Annotated in this window: 18 protein-coding genes; 15 read left to right on the top strand and 3 right to left on the bottom strand. The window is 59.4% G+C overall.

Annotated features, from left to right (window positions below; translation table 11 throughout):
* Positions 1-35: 35 nt before the first annotated feature.
* The 7 genes from D8U70_RS27500 to ispD all read left to right on the top strand — a co-directional run bounded on the left by D8U70_RS27500 (position 36) and on the right by ispD (position 7,796).
* On the top strand, positions 36-983 hold the full coding sequence (locus D8U70_RS27500) for an acetyl-CoA carboxylase carboxyltransferase subunit alpha (RefSeq protein ID WP_016771465.1): 948 nt from the start codon (positions 36-38) through the stop codon (positions 981-983).
* 131 nt (positions 984-1,114) lie between these two features.
* Complete coding sequence (gene tilS, locus D8U70_RS27495) at positions 1,115-2,443, top strand: tRNA lysidine(34) synthetase TilS (protein ID WP_130930199.1); 1,329 nt, start codon at positions 1,115-1,117, stop codon at positions 2,441-2,443.
* 274 nt (positions 2,444-2,717) lie between these two features.
* Positions 2,718-4,349, top strand: a complete 1,632-nt coding sequence (locus tag D8U70_RS27490) for a CTP synthase (protein ID WP_016771462.1) — start codon at positions 2,718-2,720, stop codon at positions 4,347-4,349.
* Positions 4,350-4,353: 4 nt separating this feature from the next.
* Positions 4,354-5,199 carry a 3-deoxy-8-phosphooctulonate synthase gene (kdsA, locus tag D8U70_RS27485; RefSeq protein WP_073476037.1) on the top strand — a complete coding sequence of 282 codons (846 nt, stop codon included), beginning with the start codon at positions 4,354-4,356 and terminating at the stop codon, positions 5,197-5,199.
* A gap of 155 nt (positions 5,200-5,354) precedes the next feature.
* Positions 5,355-6,644, top strand: a complete 1,290-nt coding sequence (gene eno, locus D8U70_RS27480; RefSeq protein ID WP_041478121.1) for a phosphopyruvate hydratase — start codon at positions 5,355-5,357, stop codon at positions 6,642-6,644.
* A 169-nt stretch (positions 6,645-6,813) separates the two neighbouring features.
* Entirely contained in the window at positions 6,814-7,092 is a 279-nt protein-coding gene (gene ftsB / locus D8U70_RS27475; RefSeq protein WP_016771460.1) for a cell division protein FtsB, read from the top strand.
* A complete protein-coding gene (gene ispD / locus D8U70_RS27470; protein WP_130930198.1) occupies positions 7,089-7,796 on the top strand; it encodes a 2-C-methyl-D-erythritol 4-phosphate cytidylyltransferase in 708 nt (235 codons plus the stop codon). The genes ftsB and ispD overlap by 4 nt, the downstream gene beginning before the upstream one ends.
* 132 nt (positions 7,797-7,928) lie before the next feature.
* Here ispD and D8U70_RS27465 read toward each other — a convergent pair whose 3' ends face one another.
* The gene (locus D8U70_RS27465) at positions 7,929-8,825 is read right to left on the bottom strand and encodes a LysR substrate-binding domain-containing protein (protein ID WP_130930197.1); all 897 of its coding nucleotides are present in this window, start codon (positions 8,823-8,825) and stop codon (positions 7,929-7,931) included.
* Between the two features lie 116 nt (positions 8,826-8,941).
* Here D8U70_RS27465 and D8U70_RS27460 point away from each other — a divergent pair, with 116 nt between their 5' ends.
* The 8 genes from D8U70_RS27460 (at position 8,942) to rpoS (ending at position 16,174) form a co-directional block, all read left to right on the top strand.
* Entirely contained in the window at positions 8,942-10,054 is a 1,113-nt protein-coding gene (locus tag D8U70_RS27460; protein ID WP_110600129.1) for an S-(hydroxymethyl)glutathione dehydrogenase/class III alcohol dehydrogenase, read from the top strand.
* 96 nt (positions 10,055-10,150) lie between these two features.
* Positions 10,151-10,996, top strand: coding sequence for an S-formylglutathione hydrolase (fghA, locus tag D8U70_RS27455; RefSeq protein ID WP_130930196.1), 846 nt, complete (start codon positions 10,151-10,153; stop codon positions 10,994-10,996).
* A 43-nt stretch (positions 10,997-11,039) separates the two neighbouring features.
* Positions 11,040-11,513 carry a 2-C-methyl-D-erythritol 2,4-cyclodiphosphate synthase gene (gene ispF / locus D8U70_RS27450; RefSeq protein WP_039762489.1) on the top strand — a complete coding sequence of 158 codons (474 nt, stop codon included), beginning with the start codon at positions 11,040-11,042 and terminating at the stop codon, positions 11,511-11,513.
* Positions 11,510-12,568: a tRNA pseudouridine(13) synthase TruD gene (gene truD, locus D8U70_RS27445; protein ID WP_130930195.1), complete on the top strand. Its 1,059-nt coding sequence runs from the start codon at positions 11,510-11,512 to the stop codon at positions 12,566-12,568. The genes ispF and truD overlap by 4 nt, the downstream gene beginning before the upstream one ends.
* Entirely contained in the window at positions 12,556-13,305 is a 750-nt protein-coding gene (surE, locus tag D8U70_RS27440; RefSeq protein WP_024011837.1) for a 5'/3'-nucleotidase SurE, read from the top strand. Before truD ends, surE begins: the two co-directional genes overlap by 13 nt.
* A 38-nt stretch (positions 13,306-13,343) precedes the next feature.
* A complete protein-coding gene (locus D8U70_RS27435) occupies positions 13,344-13,979 on the top strand; it encodes a protein-L-isoaspartate(D-aspartate) O-methyltransferase (RefSeq protein ID WP_160768345.1) in 636 nt (211 codons plus the stop codon).
* Positions 13,980-14,190: 211 nt separating this feature from the next.
* A complete protein-coding gene (locus D8U70_RS27430) occupies positions 14,191-15,060 on the top strand; it encodes a peptidoglycan DD-metalloendopeptidase family protein (RefSeq protein ID WP_016771452.1) in 870 nt (289 codons plus the stop codon).
* A 106-nt stretch (positions 15,061-15,166) separates the two neighbouring features.
* Positions 15,167-16,174, top strand: coding sequence for an RNA polymerase sigma factor RpoS (gene rpoS / locus D8U70_RS27425; protein ID WP_016771451.1), 1,008 nt, complete (start codon positions 15,167-15,169; stop codon positions 16,172-16,174).
* 532 nt (positions 16,175-16,706) lie between these two features.
* On the opposite strand, the gene fdxA is transcribed toward rpoS, so the two are convergent.
* Together fdxA and mutS are read right to left on the bottom strand one after the other, a co-directional pair.
* Positions 16,707-17,030, bottom strand: a complete 324-nt coding sequence (gene fdxA / locus D8U70_RS27420) for a ferredoxin FdxA (protein ID WP_125918009.1) — start codon at positions 17,028-17,030, stop codon at positions 16,707-16,709.
* A 163-nt stretch (positions 17,031-17,193) separates the two neighbouring features.
* On the bottom strand, positions 17,194-19,764 hold the full coding sequence (mutS, locus tag D8U70_RS27415; RefSeq protein WP_177434011.1) for a DNA mismatch repair protein MutS: 2,571 nt from the start codon (positions 19,762-19,764) through the stop codon (positions 17,194-17,196).
* Between the last annotated feature and the right edge of the window lie 78 nt (positions 19,765-19,842).

Below are 19,842 nucleotides of genomic sequence, written 5' to 3'. Positions count from 1 at the left end.
AAGCTCACTTGGGACACGACCCAAGACGGACGCCTATGAACCCGAATTTTCTAGATTTCGAACAGCCGATCGCCGACCTGCAAGCCAAGATCGAAGAGTTGCGCTTGGTCGGTAATGACAATTCGCTGAATATCGGCGATGAGATCTCCCGCCTGCAGGACAAGAGCAAGACGCTGACCGAAGACATCTTCGGCAAGCTGACCAGCTGGCAGATCGCACGCCTGGCGCGTCACCCGAAACGCCCGTATACCCTCGATTACATCGAGCACATCTTCACCGAGTTCGACGAACTGCACGGCGACCGTCACTTCTCCGACGACGCTGCCATCGTTGGCGGTATCGCCCGTCTGGAAGACCAGCCGGTGATGATCATCGGCCACCAGAAGGGTCGTGAAGTGCGTGAGAAAGTTCGCCGCAACTTCGGCATGCCGCGTCCGGAAGGCTACCGCAAGGCCTGCCGTCTGATGGAGATGGCCGAGCGCTTCAAGATGCCGATCCTGACTTTCATCGACACCCCGGGTGCCTACCCTGGCATCGACGCTGAAGAGCGCAACCAGAGCGAAGCGATTGCCTGGAACCTGCGTGTGATGGCGCGTCTGAAGACTCCGATCATCGCCACTGTAATTGGTGAAGGTGGTTCCGGCGGCGCACTGGCCATCGGCGTCTGCGATCAATTGAACATGCTGCAATATTCGACCTACGCGGTGATCTCGCCAGAAGGTTGCGCATCGATCCTGTGGAAGACTGCCGAGAAAGCACCGGATGCCGCAGAAGCAATGGGCATCACCGCTGAGCGTTTGAAAGGCCTGGGTATCGTCGACAAAGTGATCAGCGAGCCACTGGGCGGCGCCCATCGTGACCCGGCTGCGGCCGCCGCTTCGATCCGCGCCGAGCTGAGCTCGCAACTGGCGATGCTCAAGCAGTTCGATAACGAAGCGCTGCTCAAGCGCCGTTACGATCGCCTGATGAGCTACGGTCTCTAATCAGACGCGTGCTATCCCTGTGGGAGCGAGCCTGCTCGCGAAACCGGTATGACAGTCGACGAAATTGTTGAATGTCAAATCGCTTTCGCGAGCAGGCTCGCTCCCACAGAGGACCAGGAAAAGGTGCAGATATGGGCCAGTCCCCGATTGATTTGCCATCCCGTCTTCTGCTGAACCTTGAGCCCTGGCGCCACGTCGCTCACTGGCGCATCGCCTTCTCCGGTGGCCTCGATTCCACCGTCCTCCTGCATCTGCTCGCCACCCTGGCGAACACTGAATCCCTCCCTGCGCTCAGCGCCATTCATATCCACCACGGCCTTCAGGCTGCGGCCGATGCGTGGCCGCAACATTGCCAAGACGTTTGCGATGCGCTGGACATTCCTTTGCAAGTGGAGCGGGTGACCGTAAAGGGCGGGGCGAGCCTGGAGCGGGCGGCGCGGGATGCGCGTTACGCCGCGTTCAGTTCGCTGACGCAGACCAATGACGTGTTGCTGACTGGCCAGCACCGCGATGACCAAGCGGAAACGCTGCTGTTTCGGCTGTTGCGCGGTGCCGGTGTACGCGGGCTCGGGGCGATGCCGCAGCAGCGCCCAGTGGGGCAGGGCATGCTGGTTCGACCGTTGCTGGATGTCAGCCGTGCTGAGCTGGAAGGTTATGCACAGGCGCATCAGTTGCGCTGGATCGAAGACCCGTCGAACCAGAACCGGCAGTTTTCGCGCAATTACCTGCGCCATCAAGTCATGCCGCTGCTGGCCGAGCGCTGGCCGCAAGCGCAGGCCAGCATGGCGCGAACGGCTGCGCATCTGCGTGAGGCGCAGGGCTTGCTCGATGAGCTGGCGCAGATCGATCTCGCACAAGCCGAAACGCCCCATGAATTCGCTTGGCTGGGTGTGCCATCGCTGGAGCTGACACCATTGAGGGCGTTGTCTGACGCGCGCCAGCGAAATGCCCTCAGCCACTGGCTCGAACCATTGACCCGGCTGCCAGATGCTGACCATTGGTCGGGTTGGACAACGCTGTGCAATGCCGGCGCCGACGCTTCACCGATCTGGCGTCTGGCCGACGGAGAGCTGCACCGCAGCGCCGGTCGCGTCTGGTGGCTGAGCGACAGTTGGTTGCGCACGCCAGTGATCGGCGCCGACTGGCAGACCCCGACTTCAGCGCTACGCTTGCCGGATAACGGACGCGTCATGCTCCACGGGCATGCTCCATCCGGGCCTTTGCGTATTGCCTATCGGCAGGGCGGTGAGGTCATGCAATTGGCTGAGCGCGGCAGCCGTGATCTCAAGCGTCTGCTCAACGAGCGCGCGGTCCCGGCCTTCGTGCGTGGCAGATTGCCGCTGCTGTTTCGTGGCGAAGAGTTGCTCGCCGTGGCGAACCTGCCGGGTCTTGCTGGTCAGATGGACGAAGGCTGGACATTGCACTGGCAGCCAACAGACGAAGATCAAGGTTTGAGCTGAAAGGAGCATTCCGGTAGACTACGCTCCCTTCTTGATACAACTTCTGTGGATTCGCCTGAATTGCAGGAGTTGCCGATTACCAAGCAGTCTTTGCTGGGCGATTCCAAAAAATGTGTAGCGAGCAACGTACCGGTGTTTCATCTGCCGGTCTGTCACAACGCGGCGGTTTTTTCGAAAGGTGCACTGTGATTAATGCAGGTGATCGGGGGCTTCGGCCTTCCTTCGCTTTCCCCGGCGGCTCGTTCCGCTTTAACGCAGACTTCTAGGGTTTTTCATGACGCGCTACATATTCGTCACGGGCGGTGTTGTTTCTTCATTGGGGAAAGGCATTGCCTCGGCTTCATTGGCGGCTATCCTGGAGGCGCGGGGGCTTAAGGTCACCATGCTGAAGCTGGATCCGTACATCAACGTCGATCCAGGCACCATGAGTCCGTTCCAGCACGGTGAAGTGTTCGTCACCCACGACGGCGCCGAGACCGACCTGGATCTGGGGCACTACGAGCGGTTCATCCGCACGACCATGACCCAGAACAACAACTTCACCACCGGCCGTGTCTACGAGCACGTGCTGCGCAAAGAGCGCCGTGGCGACTACCTGGGTGCAACCATCCAGGTGATCCCGCACATCACCGACGAAATCAAGCGCCGCATCATCAAAGGTGCCGGTGACGCTGACGTGGCGATGGTTGAAATCGGTGGCACCGTCGGTGACATCGAGTCGCAACCATTCCTCGAAGCCATCCGCCAGTTGCGTTTCGAAGTCGGCGCCAAGCGCGCGATGCTGATGCACCTGACGCTGGTGCCGTACATCGCCACTGCTGGCGAAACCAAGACCAAACCGACCCAGCACTCCGTCAAGGAACTGCGTTCGATCGGTCTGCAGCCAGACGTGCTGGTGTGCCGCTCCGATCACCCGATCGACGTGTCCTCGCGTCGCAAGATCGCGCAATTCACCAACGTTGAAGAGCGTGCGGTAATCGCGCTGGAAGACGCCGATACCATCTACAAGATCCCGGGCATCCTGCATTCGCAGGGTCTGGACGATTTCGTCGTTGAGCGTTTCGGCTTGCAATGCGGCAGCGCCGACCTGTCCGAGTGGGACGCAGTGGTCGATGCCAAGCTGAACCCGGAACACGAAGTGACCATCGCCATGGTCGGCAAGTACATGGAACTGCTCGACGCGTACAAGTCGCTGATCGAAGCGATGAGCCATGCCGGTATCAGCAACCGCACCAAGGTCAACCTGCGCTACATCGATTCCGAAGACATCGAGAACCAGGGCACTGCGTTGCTCGAAGGTGTCGACGCGATTCTGGTGCCGGGCGGCTTCGGTCTGCGTGGCGTGGAAGGCAAGATCACTGCCGTTCAGTACGCTCGCGAAAACAAGGTTCCATACCTCGGTATCTGCCTGGGCATGCAAGTGGCGGTCATCGAGTTCGCCCGTAACGTACTGGGCTGGAAAGACGCCAACTCCACCGAGTTCGATCGTGCCAGCGGCCATCCGGTTGTCGGTCTGATCACCGAGTGGGAAGACGCCACCGGCGCTGTCGAAGTGCGTACCGAAGCGTCCGATCTGGGCGGCACCATGCGCCTCGGCGCACAGGATTGCCTGCTCGAGCCGGGTTCCAAAGTCCATGATTGCTACGGCAAGGACGTGATCGTCGAGCGTCACCGTCACCGTTACGAAGTGAACAACAACCTGCTGCCGCAGATCATCGAAGCCGGCCTGAAAATCTCCGGTCGTTCCGCCGATGCTGCGCTGGTCGAAGTGGTTGAAGCGCCGGATCATCCTTGGTTCGTCGCTTGCCAGTTCCACCCTGAGTTCACCTCGACCCCACGCGACGGTCATCCGCTGTTCAGCGGTTTCGTCAAAGCCGCGTTGGCTCAACACCAGAAGAAGGCGTAACCCGATGGCACAGAAGATCATCCGCGTCGGCGACATCGAGATTGCCAACGACAAACCCATGGTGCTGTTCGGCGGCATGAACGTGCTGGAAAGCCGTGACATGGCCATGCAGGTTTGCGAAGAGTACGTGAAGGTCACCGAGAAACTCGGTATCCCTTACGTGTTCAAGGCCAGCTTCGACAAGGCCAACCGTTCTTCTGTGACCTCGTATCGCGGTCCTGGCCTGGAAGAGGGCATGCGCATCTTCCAGGACATCAAGCAAGCGTTCGGCGTGCCGATCATCACCGACGTCCACGAGCCGGATCAGGCTGCGGTCGTCGCTGAAGTCTGCGACATCATCCAGTTGCCGGCCTTCCTGTCGCGCCAGACCGATCTGGTTGTCGCGATGGCCAAGACCAATGCAGTGATCAATATCAAGAAAGCCCAGTTCCTCGCGCCTCAGGAAATGAAACACATCCTGAACAAGTGCGTGGAAGCCGGTAACGATCAGTTGATTCTCTGCGAGCGTGGTTCGAGCTTCGGCTACAACAACCTCGTGGTCGACATGCTCGGCTTCGGCATCATGAAGCAGTTCGAATACCCGGTGTTCTTCGACGTGACCCACTCGCTGCAAATGCCTGGCGGTCGTGCCGACTCCGCCGGCGGTCGCCGTGCCCAGGTTCTGGATCTGGCCAAGGCCGGCATGAGCCAGTCGCTGGCGGGTCTGTTCCTCGAAGCGCATCCGGATCCGGACAACGCCAAATGCGACGGCCCTTGTGCCTTGCGTCTGGACAAACTGGAGCCATTCCTGGCCCAGCTCAAAGCTCTGGACGAACTGGTGAAGAGTTTTCCGACGGTAGAAACCGCGTAACGCTCGATTCTCCGGTAAAGTACCGCACGATTTGTCGCTCATGCCCTCGGGCGTGAGCGCTGTCGTCTGCAAGTCTGCCCGCTGTACTTCGCTTGCCGACGATAAAGATTTCCTCTAGCTGCGTCGTTTTCGTCAACTTTGGAGTGTTTACAACAATGGCAAAAATCGTCGACATCAAAGGTCGTGAAGTTCTCGACTCCCGTGGCAATCCCACCGTGGAAGCGGACGTGCTTCTTGACAACGGCATCATCGGCAGCGCCTGCGCGCCGTCCGGTGCATCCACTGGCTCGCGCGAAGCGCTCGAGCTGCGTGATGGCGACAAGAGCCGTTACCTGGGCAAGGGCGTGCTCAAGGCGGTAGCCAACATCAACGGTCCGATCCGCGATCTGCTGCTGGGCACCGACCCGAGCGACCAGAAAGCCCTTGACCAGGCGATGATCAAGCTCGACGGTACCGAAAACAAGGCGACCCTGGGCGCCAACGCCATCCTCGCCGTGTCGCTGGCTGCGGCCAAGGCAGCTGCGCAGGATCAGGATCTGCCGCTGTACGCACACATCGCCAACCTCAACGGCACCCCGGGTGTGTACTCGATGCCGGTCCCGATGATGAACATCATCAACGGTGGCGAGCACGCCGATAACAACGTCGACATCCAGGAATTCATGGTCCAGCCAGTTGGCGCCAAGTCTTTCTCGGAAGGTCTGCGCATGGGCACCGAGATTTTCCATCACTTGAAAGCCGTGCTGAAGGCCCGTGGCCTGAGCACCGCCGTTGGCGACGAAGGCGGTTTCGCACCGAACCTGGCGTCCAACGAAGACGCGCTGAAAGTGATCTCCGAAGCTGTGGCCAACGCCGGTTACAAGCTGGGCACCGACGTGACCCTGGCACTGGACTGCGCCGCGAGCGAGTTCTACGAAGACGGCAAGTACAACCTGTCCGGTGAAGGCCAGGTGTTCACTGCTGAAGGTTTCGCCGACTACCTCAAAGGCCTGACCGAGCGTTACCCGATCATCTCCATCGAAGACGGTCTGGACGAATCCGACTGGGCTGGCTGGAAAATCCTCACCGACAAGATCGGCGAGAAGACCCAGCTGGTGGGCGACGACCTGTTCGTGACCAATACCAAGATCCTCAAAGAAGGCATCGATAAAAAGATCGCCAACTCGATCCTGATCAAGTTCAACCAGATCGGCACCCTGACCGAAACCCTGGAAGCCATCCAGATGGCCAAGGCTGCCGGTTACACCGCCGTGATCTCGCACCGCTCCGGCGAAACCGAAGATTCGACCATTGCCGACCTGGCTGTGGGCACCTCGGCTGGCCAGATCAAGACCGGTTCGCTGTGCCGCTCCGACCGCGTTTCCAAGTACAACCAACTGCTGCGTATCGAAGAGCAGTTGAACGGCAAGGCCAAGTACAACGGCCGTGCCGAGTTCCGCGGTTAAGCGCAACCTGATCAAAGGACACCGGATTGTGTCGGAAAAGTCGTGACAGCGATGGATTTGCCACTAATCTGATGCCTTAAGCACAAGCCTGGATCTTTCCAGGCTTCGTGCTATCAGATGCTGCAACATTATGCGTGGCTGTCTTTTTTCACTGGATACCTGATATTCGATGCGCAGTCCTTACTGGTTGTTTCTTGTTTTGCTCTTGCTGCTGGCCGGTCTGCAGTACCGCCTGTGGGTGGGCAATGGCAGTCTGGCGCAGGTCGCCGAGCTGAAACAGCAGATCGCCGAGCAACATGCCGAAAACGAAGGCCTGCTGGAGCGCAACCGGGTGATGGACGCTGAAGTCAGCGAGCTGAAGAAAGGCATGGAGACCGTTGAAGAGCGGGCTCGTCACGAACTGGGCATGGTCAAGGATGGCGAAACCCTTTACCAGCTGGCCCAATGATCGATTCCCTGCCGGCCTTCTGGGCCGTGATTCCTGCCGCGGGCGTCGGTGCCCGAATGGCCGCGGACCGTCCCAAGCAATATCTGCAACTGGGCGGGCGCACAATTCTCGAACACAGCCTCGGCTGTTTCCTCGATCACCCGAGCCTCAAGGGCCTGGTGGTCAGTCTTGCTGTCGAAGATCCCTATTGGCCGAATCTGGCATGCGTCAACGATCCGCGCATTCAGCGGGTTGAAGGCGGGGCGGAGCGTTCCGCGTCGGTGCTCAACGCCTTGCTGCATCTGCATGCGCAAGGTGCCGACGATGACGACTGGGTGCTGGTGCACGATGCGGCCCGGCCAAATCTGAGTCGCGATGATCTCGACAAGTTGCTTGCCGAACTCGCGGATGACCCGGTCGGTGGTCTGTTGGCGGTGCCCGCTCGCGACACGCTCAAACGCGTTGATAACAACGGACGTGTGGTTGAAACGGTGGATCGCAGCGTGATCTGGCAGGCGTATACGCCGCAGATGTTTCGCCTCGGCGCGTTGCATCGGGCGTTGGCCGACAGCCTGGTTGCGGATGCGGTGATAACCGATGAGGCTTCGGCGATGGAATGGGCCGGTCTGGCACCGCGTCTGATCGAAGGGCGGGCGGATAACCTCAAGGTCACCCGGCCGGAAGATCTGGAGTGGTTGCGCCAGCGATGGGCTAACCGCCGCTGAGATTTGGGGTCGCTGTGCCATTGCCTTCGCGAGCAGCCTCGCTCCCACAGAGGGAATGCATTCAGCTGTCGACCTCGGTCAATTGTGGGAGCGAGCCTGCTCGCGAAAGCGGTCGCACGGGCAATCAATAACTCAAAGCTTGTACTCCGGCCTTTCAGCCAGTCCCACCTTCAAAAAATCCACCAACTTACGCACCTTCGGCGACAGATGCCGCTGCTGCGGATACAGCGCCCACACCGCCGTATTCGGCGGCTGATGCGCCTCGAGCAAGGAAATCAGCGCGCCGCTGTGCAGGTGCTCGAGCACGTAATAGTCCGGCAACTGACACAACCCGACACCCTGAAGCGCCGCATCCAGCACCGCCTGCCCACTGTTGCAACGCCAGTTGCCCTGCACCCGCTGGGAAAATTCCCGCCCGTTCTGTTCCAGTTGCCAGATATCCGAACTGCCGATCAGGCAATTGTGCCTACTCAATTCCGACAAGCTGTGTGGGCGCCCATACCGTTCCAGGTAGGAAGGCGACGCGCACAGGTACATTCTCCGTGGCGCCAGGCGTGTCGCGACCAAGCGCGAATCCTGTAGCCGACCCAGACGAATTGCCAGATCCAGCCCTTCATGCACCAGATCCAGCTGGCGATTGCTCAGCTCGATATCGATACGCAGCTGCGGGTACAGCCCCATGAAGCGAGTCACCAGCGGCACGATAAAGCGTTCGCCATAGGCCACCGCGCAGGTCATGCGCAGCATGCCTTTCGGTTCGCTGGTCAGATCGCCTACCGCGCGCAAGGCTTCTTCGCGACCGTCCTGCAGGCGCTGACAATGTTGCAGGAAAGTCTGCCCGGCTTCGGTCAACGTAACTCGCCGGGTGCTGCGGTAGAGCAGGCGCGTCTGCAAACGCTCTTCGAGCCGTACGATTTGTCGACTGATGTGCGAAGAAGAAACCCCAAGACGCTCGGCAGCGGCGGTGAATTGGTTGCATTCGGCGACGGCAACGAACTCGTCGATGCCTTCCCAGCGGTTTTCCGACACTTGGATTATCCCTGTATGGCAATAATGTTTTGCTTTCGTCCGGATTATTCCTCAGGGCGCGCTGAACTACACTGTCTGTCTGCTTTTTTATTTACTGGATTCATTGGAGAGTCAGCATGATCAAGTCGCGCGCCGCCGTTGCCTTCGAGGCCAAGAAGCCGCTGGAAATCGTAGAAGTCGATGTCGCCATGCCGAAGGCTGGTGAAGTGTTGCTGCGCGTTGTCGCTTCCGGGGTGTGCCACACCGATGCCTACACCTTGTCCGGCGCAGACCCGGAAGGCATCTTCCCGTCGATCCTCGGCCACGAGGGTGGCGCCATCGTTGAAGCGATCGGCGAGGGCGTGACCTCGGTTGCCGTCGGCGACCACGTCATTCCGCTGTACACCCCGGAATGCGGCCAGTGCAAATTCTGCAAGTCGGGCAAGACCAACCTCTGCCAGGCGATTCGCGCCACCCAAGGCAAGGGCCTGATGCCGGACGGCACTTCGCGCTTTTCCTACAAGGGCGAAACGATTTTCCACTACATGGGCACATCAACGTTTTCGGAGTACACCGTGCTGCCGGAAATTTCCGTAGCGAAGATCTCCAAAGACGCGCCGCTGGAAAAGGTCTGCCTGCTCGGTTGCGGCGTGACCACCGGTATCGGCGCCGTGCTCAACACCGCCAAGGTCAAACCGGGTGACACCGTGGCCATCTTCGGTCTCGGCGGTATCGGCTTGTCGGCCGTGATCGGCGCGGTGAAAGCCAAGGCTGCGCGCATCATCGCCATCGACATCAATCCAGCCAAGTTCGAAATCGCCAAACAACTCGGTGCCACCGATTGCGTGAACCCGAAAGATTACGATCGTCCGATCCAGGAAGTGATCGTCGACATGACCGATGGCGGCGTCGACTTCTCCTTCGAGTGCATCGGCAATGTGCAACTGATGCGCGCCGCGCTTGAGTGCTGCCACAAAGGCTGGGGCGAGTCGGTCATCATCGGTGTCGCCGGTGCCGGTCAGGAAATCGCTACCCGTCCGTTCCAGTTGGTCACCGGTCGCGTCTGGCGCGGTTCGGCGTTCGGCGGCGTGCGTGGCCGTACTGAATTGCCGAGCTACGTCGACATGGCCCAGAGCGGCGAGATCCCGCTGGATACCTTCATCACCCACACCATGGGCCTGGAAGATATCAACAAGGCGTTCGACCTGATGCACGAAGGCAAGAGCATCCGCACCGTCATTCATTTCTAACAGCAGCCCCGAGCTGCAAGCTTCAAGCTGCAAGTAAAGGCGTTCGTGCTTTTTCTTGAAGCTTGCGGCTTGCAGCTTACAGCTAGGGAGAATCCCTTGAATCTGGAAAACATTTCCTGTCAGAAGAGTTTCGGTGGCTGGCACAAGCGTTATCGCCATCGCTCCGAAGTGCTTGATTGCGACATGGTCTTCGCCGTGTACCTGCCGCCGCAAGCGGAGCAGGGCGGCAAGCTGCCAGTGCTGTACTGGTTGTCCGGGCTGACCTGCACCGATGAGAATTTCATGCAGAAGGCCGGTGCGATGCGCATGGCCGCCGAGCTTGGTTTGATCATCGTCGCCCCGGATACCAGCCCACGCGGTCCGGATGTTCCGGACGATGCAGACAAGGCTTGGGATTTCGGTCTCGGCGCCGGGTTTTATCTGAACGCCACGCAGGAGCCGTGGGCGCGGCACTATCAGATGCATGACTATGTCGTGCAGGAATTGCCTGCTCTGGTCGAAGCGCATTTCCCCGCTTCCGACAAGCGCAGCATCAGCGGCCACTCGATGGGCGGCCACGGTGCTTTGGTCTGTGCTTTGCGCAATCCTGGGCGGTATAAATCGGTTTCGGCCTTTTCGCCGATCACCCATCCGATCGATTGCCCGTGGGGTCAGAAGGCCTTTTCCAACTATTTGGGCGAAGACCGTTCGAAGTGGAAGGAGTGGGACGCCTGTGTGCTGATCGCCGATGCGCCGGAGAAATTACCGTTGCTGGTCGATCAAGGTGATCGTGACGATTTCCTCGCCACGCAATTGAAACCCGAGGCCTTGCAACACGCAGCAAAACAAGCGGGGCATCCGCTGGAGCTGCGCCTGCAACCGGGCTACGACCACAGCTATTTCTTCATCTCAAGCTTCATTGACGACCACTTGCAGCATCACGCACGCGCTCTGCGCGGTTAATGCAGGTAGAATCACGCCCTGACAAAAATCGGGGCGTTTTTTTATGCGTATTGGCCACGGCTACGATGTGCACCGTTTCGCTGAAGGCGATTTCATTACTCTGGGCGGCGTGCAGATTGCACACGGCTTCGGGCTGCTCGCTCATTCCGACGGTGACGTCCTGCTGCACGCCTTGAGCGATGCCTTGCTCGGCGCGGCGGCGCTGGGTGATATCGGCAAACACTTCCCGGACACCGATCCGCAATTCAAGGGCGCCGACAGCCGTGTGCTGTTGCGTCATGTGGTCAGTCTGATCCACGCCAAGGGCTGGAAGGTCGGCAACGTCGACAACACCATCGTTGCCCAGGCGCCAAAAATGGCGCCGCATATCGAATCGATGCGCGCGCTGATCGCGGCGGATCTTCAAGTTGAGTTGGATCAAGTGAACGTCAAAGCTACCACCACCGAAAAGCTTGGCTTTGTCGGTCGCGAAGAAGGCATCGCCGTGCACTCCGTTGCCTTGTTGCTGCGCGCATGAATGAACTGCAATTACTCGGCCCGCGGGCCTATGGCGAACCCCTCGGCACAGCGGTACTGAAAGCCATCGCCGAAGATTTTCAGGTCGATGAAGTGCTGGATATCCCGTTCAGCGGTGACGGCGAACATCTGTGGATCTGGGTGGAAAAGCGCGGCCTCAATACCGAAGAAGCGGCACGGCGGATCGCCAAGGCAGCCGGCGTGCCGTTGCGCACCGTCAGCTATGCCGGCCTCAAAGATCGTCAGGCCCTGACCCGACAGTGGTTCAGCGTGCAACTGCCGGGCAAGGCCGATCCGGATCTGTCGGCGGCGGAAAACGACACGCTGAAGATCCTCAAGACCACGCGCCACAAGCGCAAGCTGCAACGTGGTGCGCATTCGGCTAATGGCTTCACCCTGCGCCTGACTCAATTCAATGGCGACAAAGACGCGATTGAGCAGCGGCTGCAACTGATCGCCAAACAAGGCATCCCCAATTATTTCGGCGCTCAGCGCTTCGGCCATGATGGCGGCAACGTTGTCGATGCGCGGGCGTGGGCGGCGCGCAAGGCTTTGCCGGAACAGCGTAATGTGCGATCGCGGTTACTGTCGACGGCGCGCAGCTTTCTGTTCAACCAGGTGCTGGCGGCGCGCGTCGCCGGCGGCACCTGGAACACCGCGCTGGTTGGCGATTTGCTGGCATTTACTGACAGCCGCAGTTTTTTCCCGGCCGGTGAAGCCGAATGCAGCGACCCGCGTCTGGCAATTCTCGACCTGCACCCGACCGGTCCGCAGTGGGGCGAAGGTGACTCGCCGGCTGCTGGTGCTGTCCATGAACTGGAGCAGGGGATCGCCGCCCGCGAAGCGGATCTGCGCGACTGGTTGATCCACGCCGGCATGAGCCATGAACGTCGCATCCTGCGGCTGCCCATTGGCGGGTTGACGTGGCATTATCCCCAACCTGACATTCTGCAACTGGAATTCGTCCTCCCGGCCGGATGCTTTGCCACTGTATTGGTGCGCGAGCTCGTTGATCTGGTGCCGGTGGGGCAGACGGACAGCCCATGCGTATTCTGATTTCTAACGACGATGGGGTAACCGCGCCCGGTCTCGCCGCGCTTTATGCTGCGCTGGCGGATTACACCGAATGCGTGGTTATCGCCCCGGAGCAGGACAAAAGCGGCGCCAGCAGTTCGCTGACGCTCGACCGTCCGTTGCACCCGCAATACCTGGCCAACGGCTTTATCAGCCTCAACGGCACACCGACCGATTGCATTCACCTGGGCCTCAACGGCTTGCTTGAGCGCGAGGCGGACATGGTGGTTTCCGGCATCAACCTGGGCGCCAACCTCGGTGACGACGTGCTGTATTCCGGAACCGTGGCGGCAGCCCTTGAAGGACGATTTCTCGAGCGCCCATCGTTTGCCTTTTCACTGGTCTCGCGTCAGGTGGATAACCTGCCGACTGCGGCCTACTTTGCGCGCAAACTGGTCGAGGCCCACGCCGGGCTCGATCTGCCACCGCGCACGGTACTCAACGTGAACATTCCCAATCTGCCTATCGATCACATACGTGGCATTCAGTTGACCCGTCTCGGCCATCGCGCCCGCGCGGCGGCGCCGATGAAAGTGGTCGATCCGCGCGGCAAGGCCGGTTACTGGATCGCCGCCGCCGGTGACGCTGAGGATGGCGGCCCGGGCACCGATTTTCATGCCGTGATGCAGGGTTATGTGTCCATCACACCGTTGCAGCTCGATCGCACTTTCAATGATGCCTTCAGAAGTCTTGATGGCTGGCTGGGGGGGCTGAGCTGATGCGTGAACATGACGACCGCCTGCGCAGCGGCATTGGCATGACCTCCCAGCGTACGCGCGAGCGACTGATCCAGCGGCTGTATGAAGAAGGCGTGTCGAACGCCAAAGTCCTGGAAGTGATCCGTCGCACGCCGCGTCATCTGTTTGTCGACGAGGCGCTGGCGCATCGCGCTTATGAAGACACCGCGCTGCCGATCGGCAACAACCAGACCATCTCCCAGCCTTATATGGTGGCGCGCATGAGCGAGCTGCTGCTGGAGGCCGGCCCTCTGGATAAAGTGTTGGAGATCGGCACCGGTTCCGGCTACCAGACGGCAGTGTTGTCGCAACTGGTGGAGCGGGTGTTTTCCGTCGAACGTATCAAGGTGCTGCAGGATCGCGCCAAGGAGCGTCTGGTCGAGCTGAACCTGCGCAACGTGGTGTTTCGCTGGGGCGATGGCTGGGAAGGCTGGCCGGCGCTGGCGCCCTACAACGGCATCATCGTCACCGCCGTGGCCACCGATGTACCGCAAGCTTTGCTGGATCAACTGGCCCCTGGTGGGCGCATGGTGATTCCGGTCGGCTCCGGTGAAGTGCAACAACTGATGCTGATCGTGCGCGAAGAACATGGCTTTTCCCGACACGTTCTGGGCGCTGTGCGTTTCGTGCCTTTGCTCAATGGGCCACTGGCCTGAGCATTTGCAAACAGTCGCTGAATTCCTTTCAACGGCGCCGGTCTTACACCGGCAGCCAAAGTTTAAACGCAGCGTACTTGCCCCTGGCAAACGTGTGCGTCCGGTGATTTCGCGTCATTAAAGGTAAAGCCGTTTCGGCCCGTTATACTTGCGACACTTCATGCCGCAGTGCGGCATTCAGAATTTTCAGCCACCACAAAGGGAGCGGCGGGTGAGTCTCACAGTCATTGCGCAGCGTATGGGTAACACGAGCTTTCAGCGCCTGGTGACTGGCCTTGTCTTGAGCACCTTGCTGGTCGGTTGCTCCAGCACCAAATCGAGCAACGTACGGGTTGTCGATCGCAATAATTCGGTCGCGCAACGTCCGACCGTTACTACCGGACAATATGTAGTCCGCCCCGGCGATACCTTGTTTTCGATCGCCTTTCGTTACGGCTGGGACTACAAAACCCTTGCCGCCCGGAACAATATTCCTACGCCGTATACGATCCATCCGGGTCAGACAATTCGCTTCGACGGGCGCAGCGGTTCAACGCCGACAGCGGTGGTGAGCAACTCCAGTTCTTCACCTTCTTCGTCGAGTAAAACCACGGTAATCCGGCGCCAGGCGAATGGCACCACAACCACTACAACCACTGGTTCCAAAGGGGTTGTACCGTCCGTCGCGAGCAAACCTGCACCCGCTCCACTGCCTCCGGCAGGCCCGGCCCCGACCGGCTGGGGATGGCCATCTAATGGCGTTCTGATTGGAAAATTCTCTTCAAACGGTAGTTTGAATAAAGGAATTGATATCGCCGGAGATTTGGGACAGCCTGTTTTAGCTGCGTCTGATGGGACGGTCGTATACGCCGGGAGTGGCTTAAGGGGCTACGGCGAATTGGTCATCATCAAACACAGCGAAACCTACGTCAGTGCTTACGGACATAACCGCAGGCTGTTGGTTCGGGAGGGGCAGCAGGTCAAGGTCGGACAGACAATTGCCGAAATGGGGTCAACGGGTACAGACCGGGTGAAACTGCATTTTGAGATTCGCCGCCAAGGTAAACCTGTGGATCCGCTGCAGTTCCTGCCAAGACGTTGATTTGTAGGCCAGCCTGTTCCGTCGCGTAGAGGGGACAGGCTCCAGCGTTGCCAAGGATAAAGGCGTCGCTTGAGCTTGGGGTCGAACTCACCAAAGGACTATAACAATGGCTCTCAGTAAAGAAGTGCCGGAGTTTGACATCGACGATGAGGTTCTCCTTATGGAGACCGGCATCGATTCGGATTCGATGTTGAATGATGAAGGGGCTGCTCCACCTTCCGTTCGTTCCAAATCCAGACACTCCGCCACACTCAAACAACATAAATACATCGACTACACTCGGGCACTTGATGCCACGCAGCTGTATCTCAACGAAATCGGCTTTTCCCCTCTGCTCTCCCCGGAAGAAGAAGTTCATTTTGCGCGCTTGTCGCAAAGTGGCGATCCGGCCGGGCGCAAGCGCATGATCGAAAGTAACCTGCGGCTGGTGGTCAAGATCGCCCGGCGTTACGTCAATCGGGGGCTGTCGCTGCTGGATCTGATCGAAGAGGGCAACCTCGGATTGATCCGCGCGGTGGAAAAGTTCGATCCCGAGCGCGGCTTCCGCTTCTCGACCTACGCGACCTGGTGGATCCGTCAGACCATCGAACGCGCGATCATGAATCAGACCCGGACCATCCGGTTGCCGATTCACGTGGTCAAGGAGCTCAACGTGTACCTGCGGGCCGCACGGGAGCTGACGCAAAAACTCGACCACGAACCTTCACCCGAAGAAATCGCCAACCTGCTGGAAAAACCGGTGGGCGAGGTCAAGCGCATGCTCGGCCTGAACGAACGGGTTTCTTCGGTCGACGTCTCGCTGGGTCCGGATTCGGATAAAACCCTGCTGGACACCCTCACTGACGATCGTCCCACCGATCCGTGCGAACTGCTGCAGGACGATGACCTGTCGCAGAGCATCGATCAATGGCTGTCGGAACTGACCGACAAGCAGCGCGAGGTGGTGATTCGCCGCTTCGGCCTGCGCGGTCACGAAAGCAGCACGCTGGAAGATGTCGGCCTGGAGATCGGTCTGACCCGCGAACGGGTGCGGCAGATCCAGGTGGAAGGCCTCAAGCGCCTTCGCGAGATCCTGGAGAAGAATGGCCTGTCGAGCGAGTCGCTGTTCCAATAAGCGCCTGATCGACCGCCCGCAAAAAGCCCCGGCTGATTCAATCAGTCGGGGCTTTTTGTTTATGCCTGTCTCGTGTATCGCGTCTGGCAAGGCGGGGTGCCAGACGAGCGGTCGTCAATTTCTGAATTTGTAGTCTCGCACTGTAAGCCTTTGCTTACTGTGTCGTAAGTGTTCGTTATTTTTACACTTCGGCAGAAGGCGATTGCGATCAATGCTAAACGGTAACTTGCTGATTCAGCTACATATTTTTTGATTGTTATGTCTTTATGTCAGCGCAGACCTGCGACTGAGCCTGATTGCTCCGCTGCGGAAACTCTCTAATATCAGGGCTGTGTCGACGGACAGACACGCCCTTCATGGAAGAGGGGAACGGACATCGCAGGAGGCGATTCATCAGGACGATGAAAAGGACTACAGGGAATAGGGAAAAAATGTGGGCGGGTCATACCGCCCCTTTTTTCGTCTGCAGAAAAGTAAAACCTGCAAAAGCAAAAAGGCCCACAAGGGGCCTTTCAGTCGAGCGCGGGGTAGATCAGCGTTCGAGTTGTTTGATCTTGCCTTCGACACCATCCCACTCTTCGGCATCCGGCAGCGATTCTTTTTTCTCGGTGATGTTCGGCCAGATATCCGCCAGCTCGGCATTGAGCTCGATGAAGTTCTCCATGCCAGCCGGGATTTCATCTTCCGAGAAGATCGCCACAGCCGGGCATTCTGGTTCACACAGCGCGCAGTCGATGCACTCATCCGGGTGAATCACCAGGAAGTTCGGGCCTTCGTAAAAGCAGTCCACCGGACAGACTTCTACGCAGTCGGTGTACTTGCACTTGATGCAGTTGTCGGTGACGACGAAGGTCATTTCTAATTTTCTCCTCAGGCGGCGGCAGCGTTGCCCCTTCACGGTTGGGGTCGCCAGGTTCGGGAGCGATACCTGCTGACCAGGCTATGAGCCAGCAGCATCCCGAACCGCGCGAGATTCTAACAGCTTGAAGCGATTTGCGTTATATCCGCTTCTTCAGTGCTTATATCCGGTTCTTCAGTGCATAGAGCATTTCCAGCGCACGCCGTGGCGTCATGTCGTCCAGATCCACTTTCGCCAATTCGTCGAGTACCGGATGTGGCAGCGAGGCGAACATGTCGCTTTGCTGCGGTGTCGACGGCTTGCCCTTGGCTGCCGATTTCGGCGCTTCGTGGGGCAGGGCGGTGTCTTCCAGACGGCTCAGATGCTCGCGCGCGCGCAAGATCACTTCGCTCGGCACACCCGCCAGTTGTGCGACTGCCAAGCCATAGCTCTGACTGGCAGGCCCAGGCAGAACATGGTGCAGGAACACGATTCGTTCGTTGTGCTCGGTGGCATTGAGATGCACGTTAGCTACCAGAGGTTCGGCTTCCGGTAGCACGGTCAGTTCAAAATAGTGCGTAGCAAACAGGGTGTAGGCGCGCAGATGAGCCAAGCGCTCGGCCGCCGCCCACGCCAGCGACAGACCGTCGAAGGTGCTGGTACCGCGCCCGACTTCGTCCATCAGGACCAGACTGCGCTCGGTGGCGTTATGCAGGATGTTGGCGGTTTCGCTCATCTCGACCATGAAGGTCGAGCGACCGCCGGCCAGATCATCGCTCGAACCGATACGGGTGAAGATGCGGTCGACCAGCGACAACTCGCAACTGGCGGCCGGCACGAAACTGCCGATATGCGCCAGCAACACGATCAAAGCGGTTTGCCGCATGTAAGTGGATTTACCGCCCATGTTCGGGCCGGTGATGACCAGCATGCGCGTATTGTCATCCAGGCTCAGGTCGTTGGCCACGAACGGCGTGGTCAGCACCTGCTCAACCACCGGGTGACGACCCTGGATGATGCGCATGCACGGCTCGCTGACGAAACGCGGGCAGTTAAGGTCGAGGTTCAAGGCACGCTCGGCGAGGTTGCTCAGCACATCCAGCTCGGCCAAGGCGCCGGCGGTGTCCTGCAACGGCGGCAACTGGCTGATCAAGTCTTCGAGCAGCGCTTCGTAAAGCATTTTTTCCCGAGCCAGCGCGCGACTCTTGGCCGACAGCGCCTTGTCTTCGAATTCTTTCAGCTCGGGCGTGATGAAACGCTCGGCGCCTTTGAGCGTCTGCCGGCGGATGTAGTCGGCCGGCGCCGATTCAGCCTGCTTGCTCGGCAGTTCGATGAAATAGCCGTGGATACGGTTGTAGCCAACTTTTAGATTGGCCAGACCAGTACGGGCCTTCTCCCGGGCTTCGAGATCGATGAGGAACTGGCCGGCGTTTTCGCTCAGCGATTGCAGTTCGTCGAGTTCACTGTCGTAACCGGTTTTCAGCACGCCGCCGTCACGGATCACCGCAGGCGGGTTATCGATGATGGCTTTGGCCAGCAGCGCCGCCAGTTCTGGATAGGTGCTGGTGGTGGCCGCCAGATGCTGCAGGTGCGGCGCTTCCAGCTCGGTCATCGCCACTTGCAGTTCGGGCAGTGCGCCGAGAGCGTCACGCAGACGCGCAAGGTCACGTGGTCGCGCATTGCGCAGGCCGATTCGCGCCAGGATCCGCTCGATGTCGCCGATTTCCTTGAGCTGCGGTTGCAGCTTTTCAAAACGGTAGCCGTCGAGCAGGCAGCGGATCGACGTCTGGCGGGCGAGCAGCACTGTGAGATCGCGCAACGGTCGATTCAACCAACGAGTGAGCAAGCGACTGCCCATGGCGGTCTGGCAACGATCGACTACCGATTGCAGGGTATTGTCGCGGCCACCGGCCAGGTTGGTGTCGAGCTCCAGATTGCGTCGGCTGGCGCCGTCGAGCACTACGGTGTCATCGAGACGTTCGTGACGCAGGCTGCGCAAGTGGGGCAGGGCGGTGCGCTGGGTCTCTTTGGCGTAGGCCAGCAGGCAGCCGGCAGCGCCGATGGCCAGGGTCAGGTTTTCGCAGCCGAAGCCTTTCAGGTCTTGGGTGGAAAACTGCTGGCAGAGACTTTTCAGCGCCGAATCACGCTCGAAATCCCACGGCGCACGACGACGTACGCCACGGCGTTTTTCCGCCGGCAGGTCTTTTGGCCAGTCATCGGGAATCAACAGTTCCACCGGGTTGACCCGCTCCAGTTCCGCGAGCAGGTTTTCCCAGCCTTTGATCTCAAGCACGGTAAAGTTGCCGCTGGTGATGTCCAGCACCGCCAGACCGAACAGACGCTCGTCGCCCAATACCGCTGCGATCAGATTATCGCGGCGTTCGTCCAGCAGCGCCTCGTCACTGACTGTCCCCGGCGTGATGATCCGTACGACCTGGCGCTCCACCGGGCCTTTGCTGGTGGCCGGGTCGCCGACCTGCTCGCAGATCACCACCGACTCGCCGAGCTTGACCAGCTTCGCCAGATAACCTTCCGCGGCGTGGTAAGGAATCCCACACATCGGAATCGCCTGACCCGCCGACTGCCCGCGCGCGGTCAAGGTGATGTCCAGCAACTTGGCGGCTTTCTTCGCATCTTCGTAGAAGATTTCGTAGAAATCGCCCATGCGATAGAACATCAGCTGGTCCGGATGCTGGTTCTTCAGGCGCCAGTATTGCTGCATCATTGGGGTGTGGGAGGACAGATCTGAAATTGCTTTATTCATCAGAGGCTTAGCGCTTTTTTTCAAAAGTGTGGGGCGAAAAGAGGGCGTCTTGATAGCGATTAGATA

Source organism: Pseudomonas sp. Sample_20 (assembly GCF_004307585.1).
Taxonomy (GTDB): domain Bacteria; phylum Pseudomonadota; class Gammaproteobacteria; order Pseudomonadales; family Pseudomonadaceae; genus Aquipseudomonas; species Aquipseudomonas atacamensis.
This window is presented reverse-complemented; position numbering and strand designations above follow the sequence as displayed.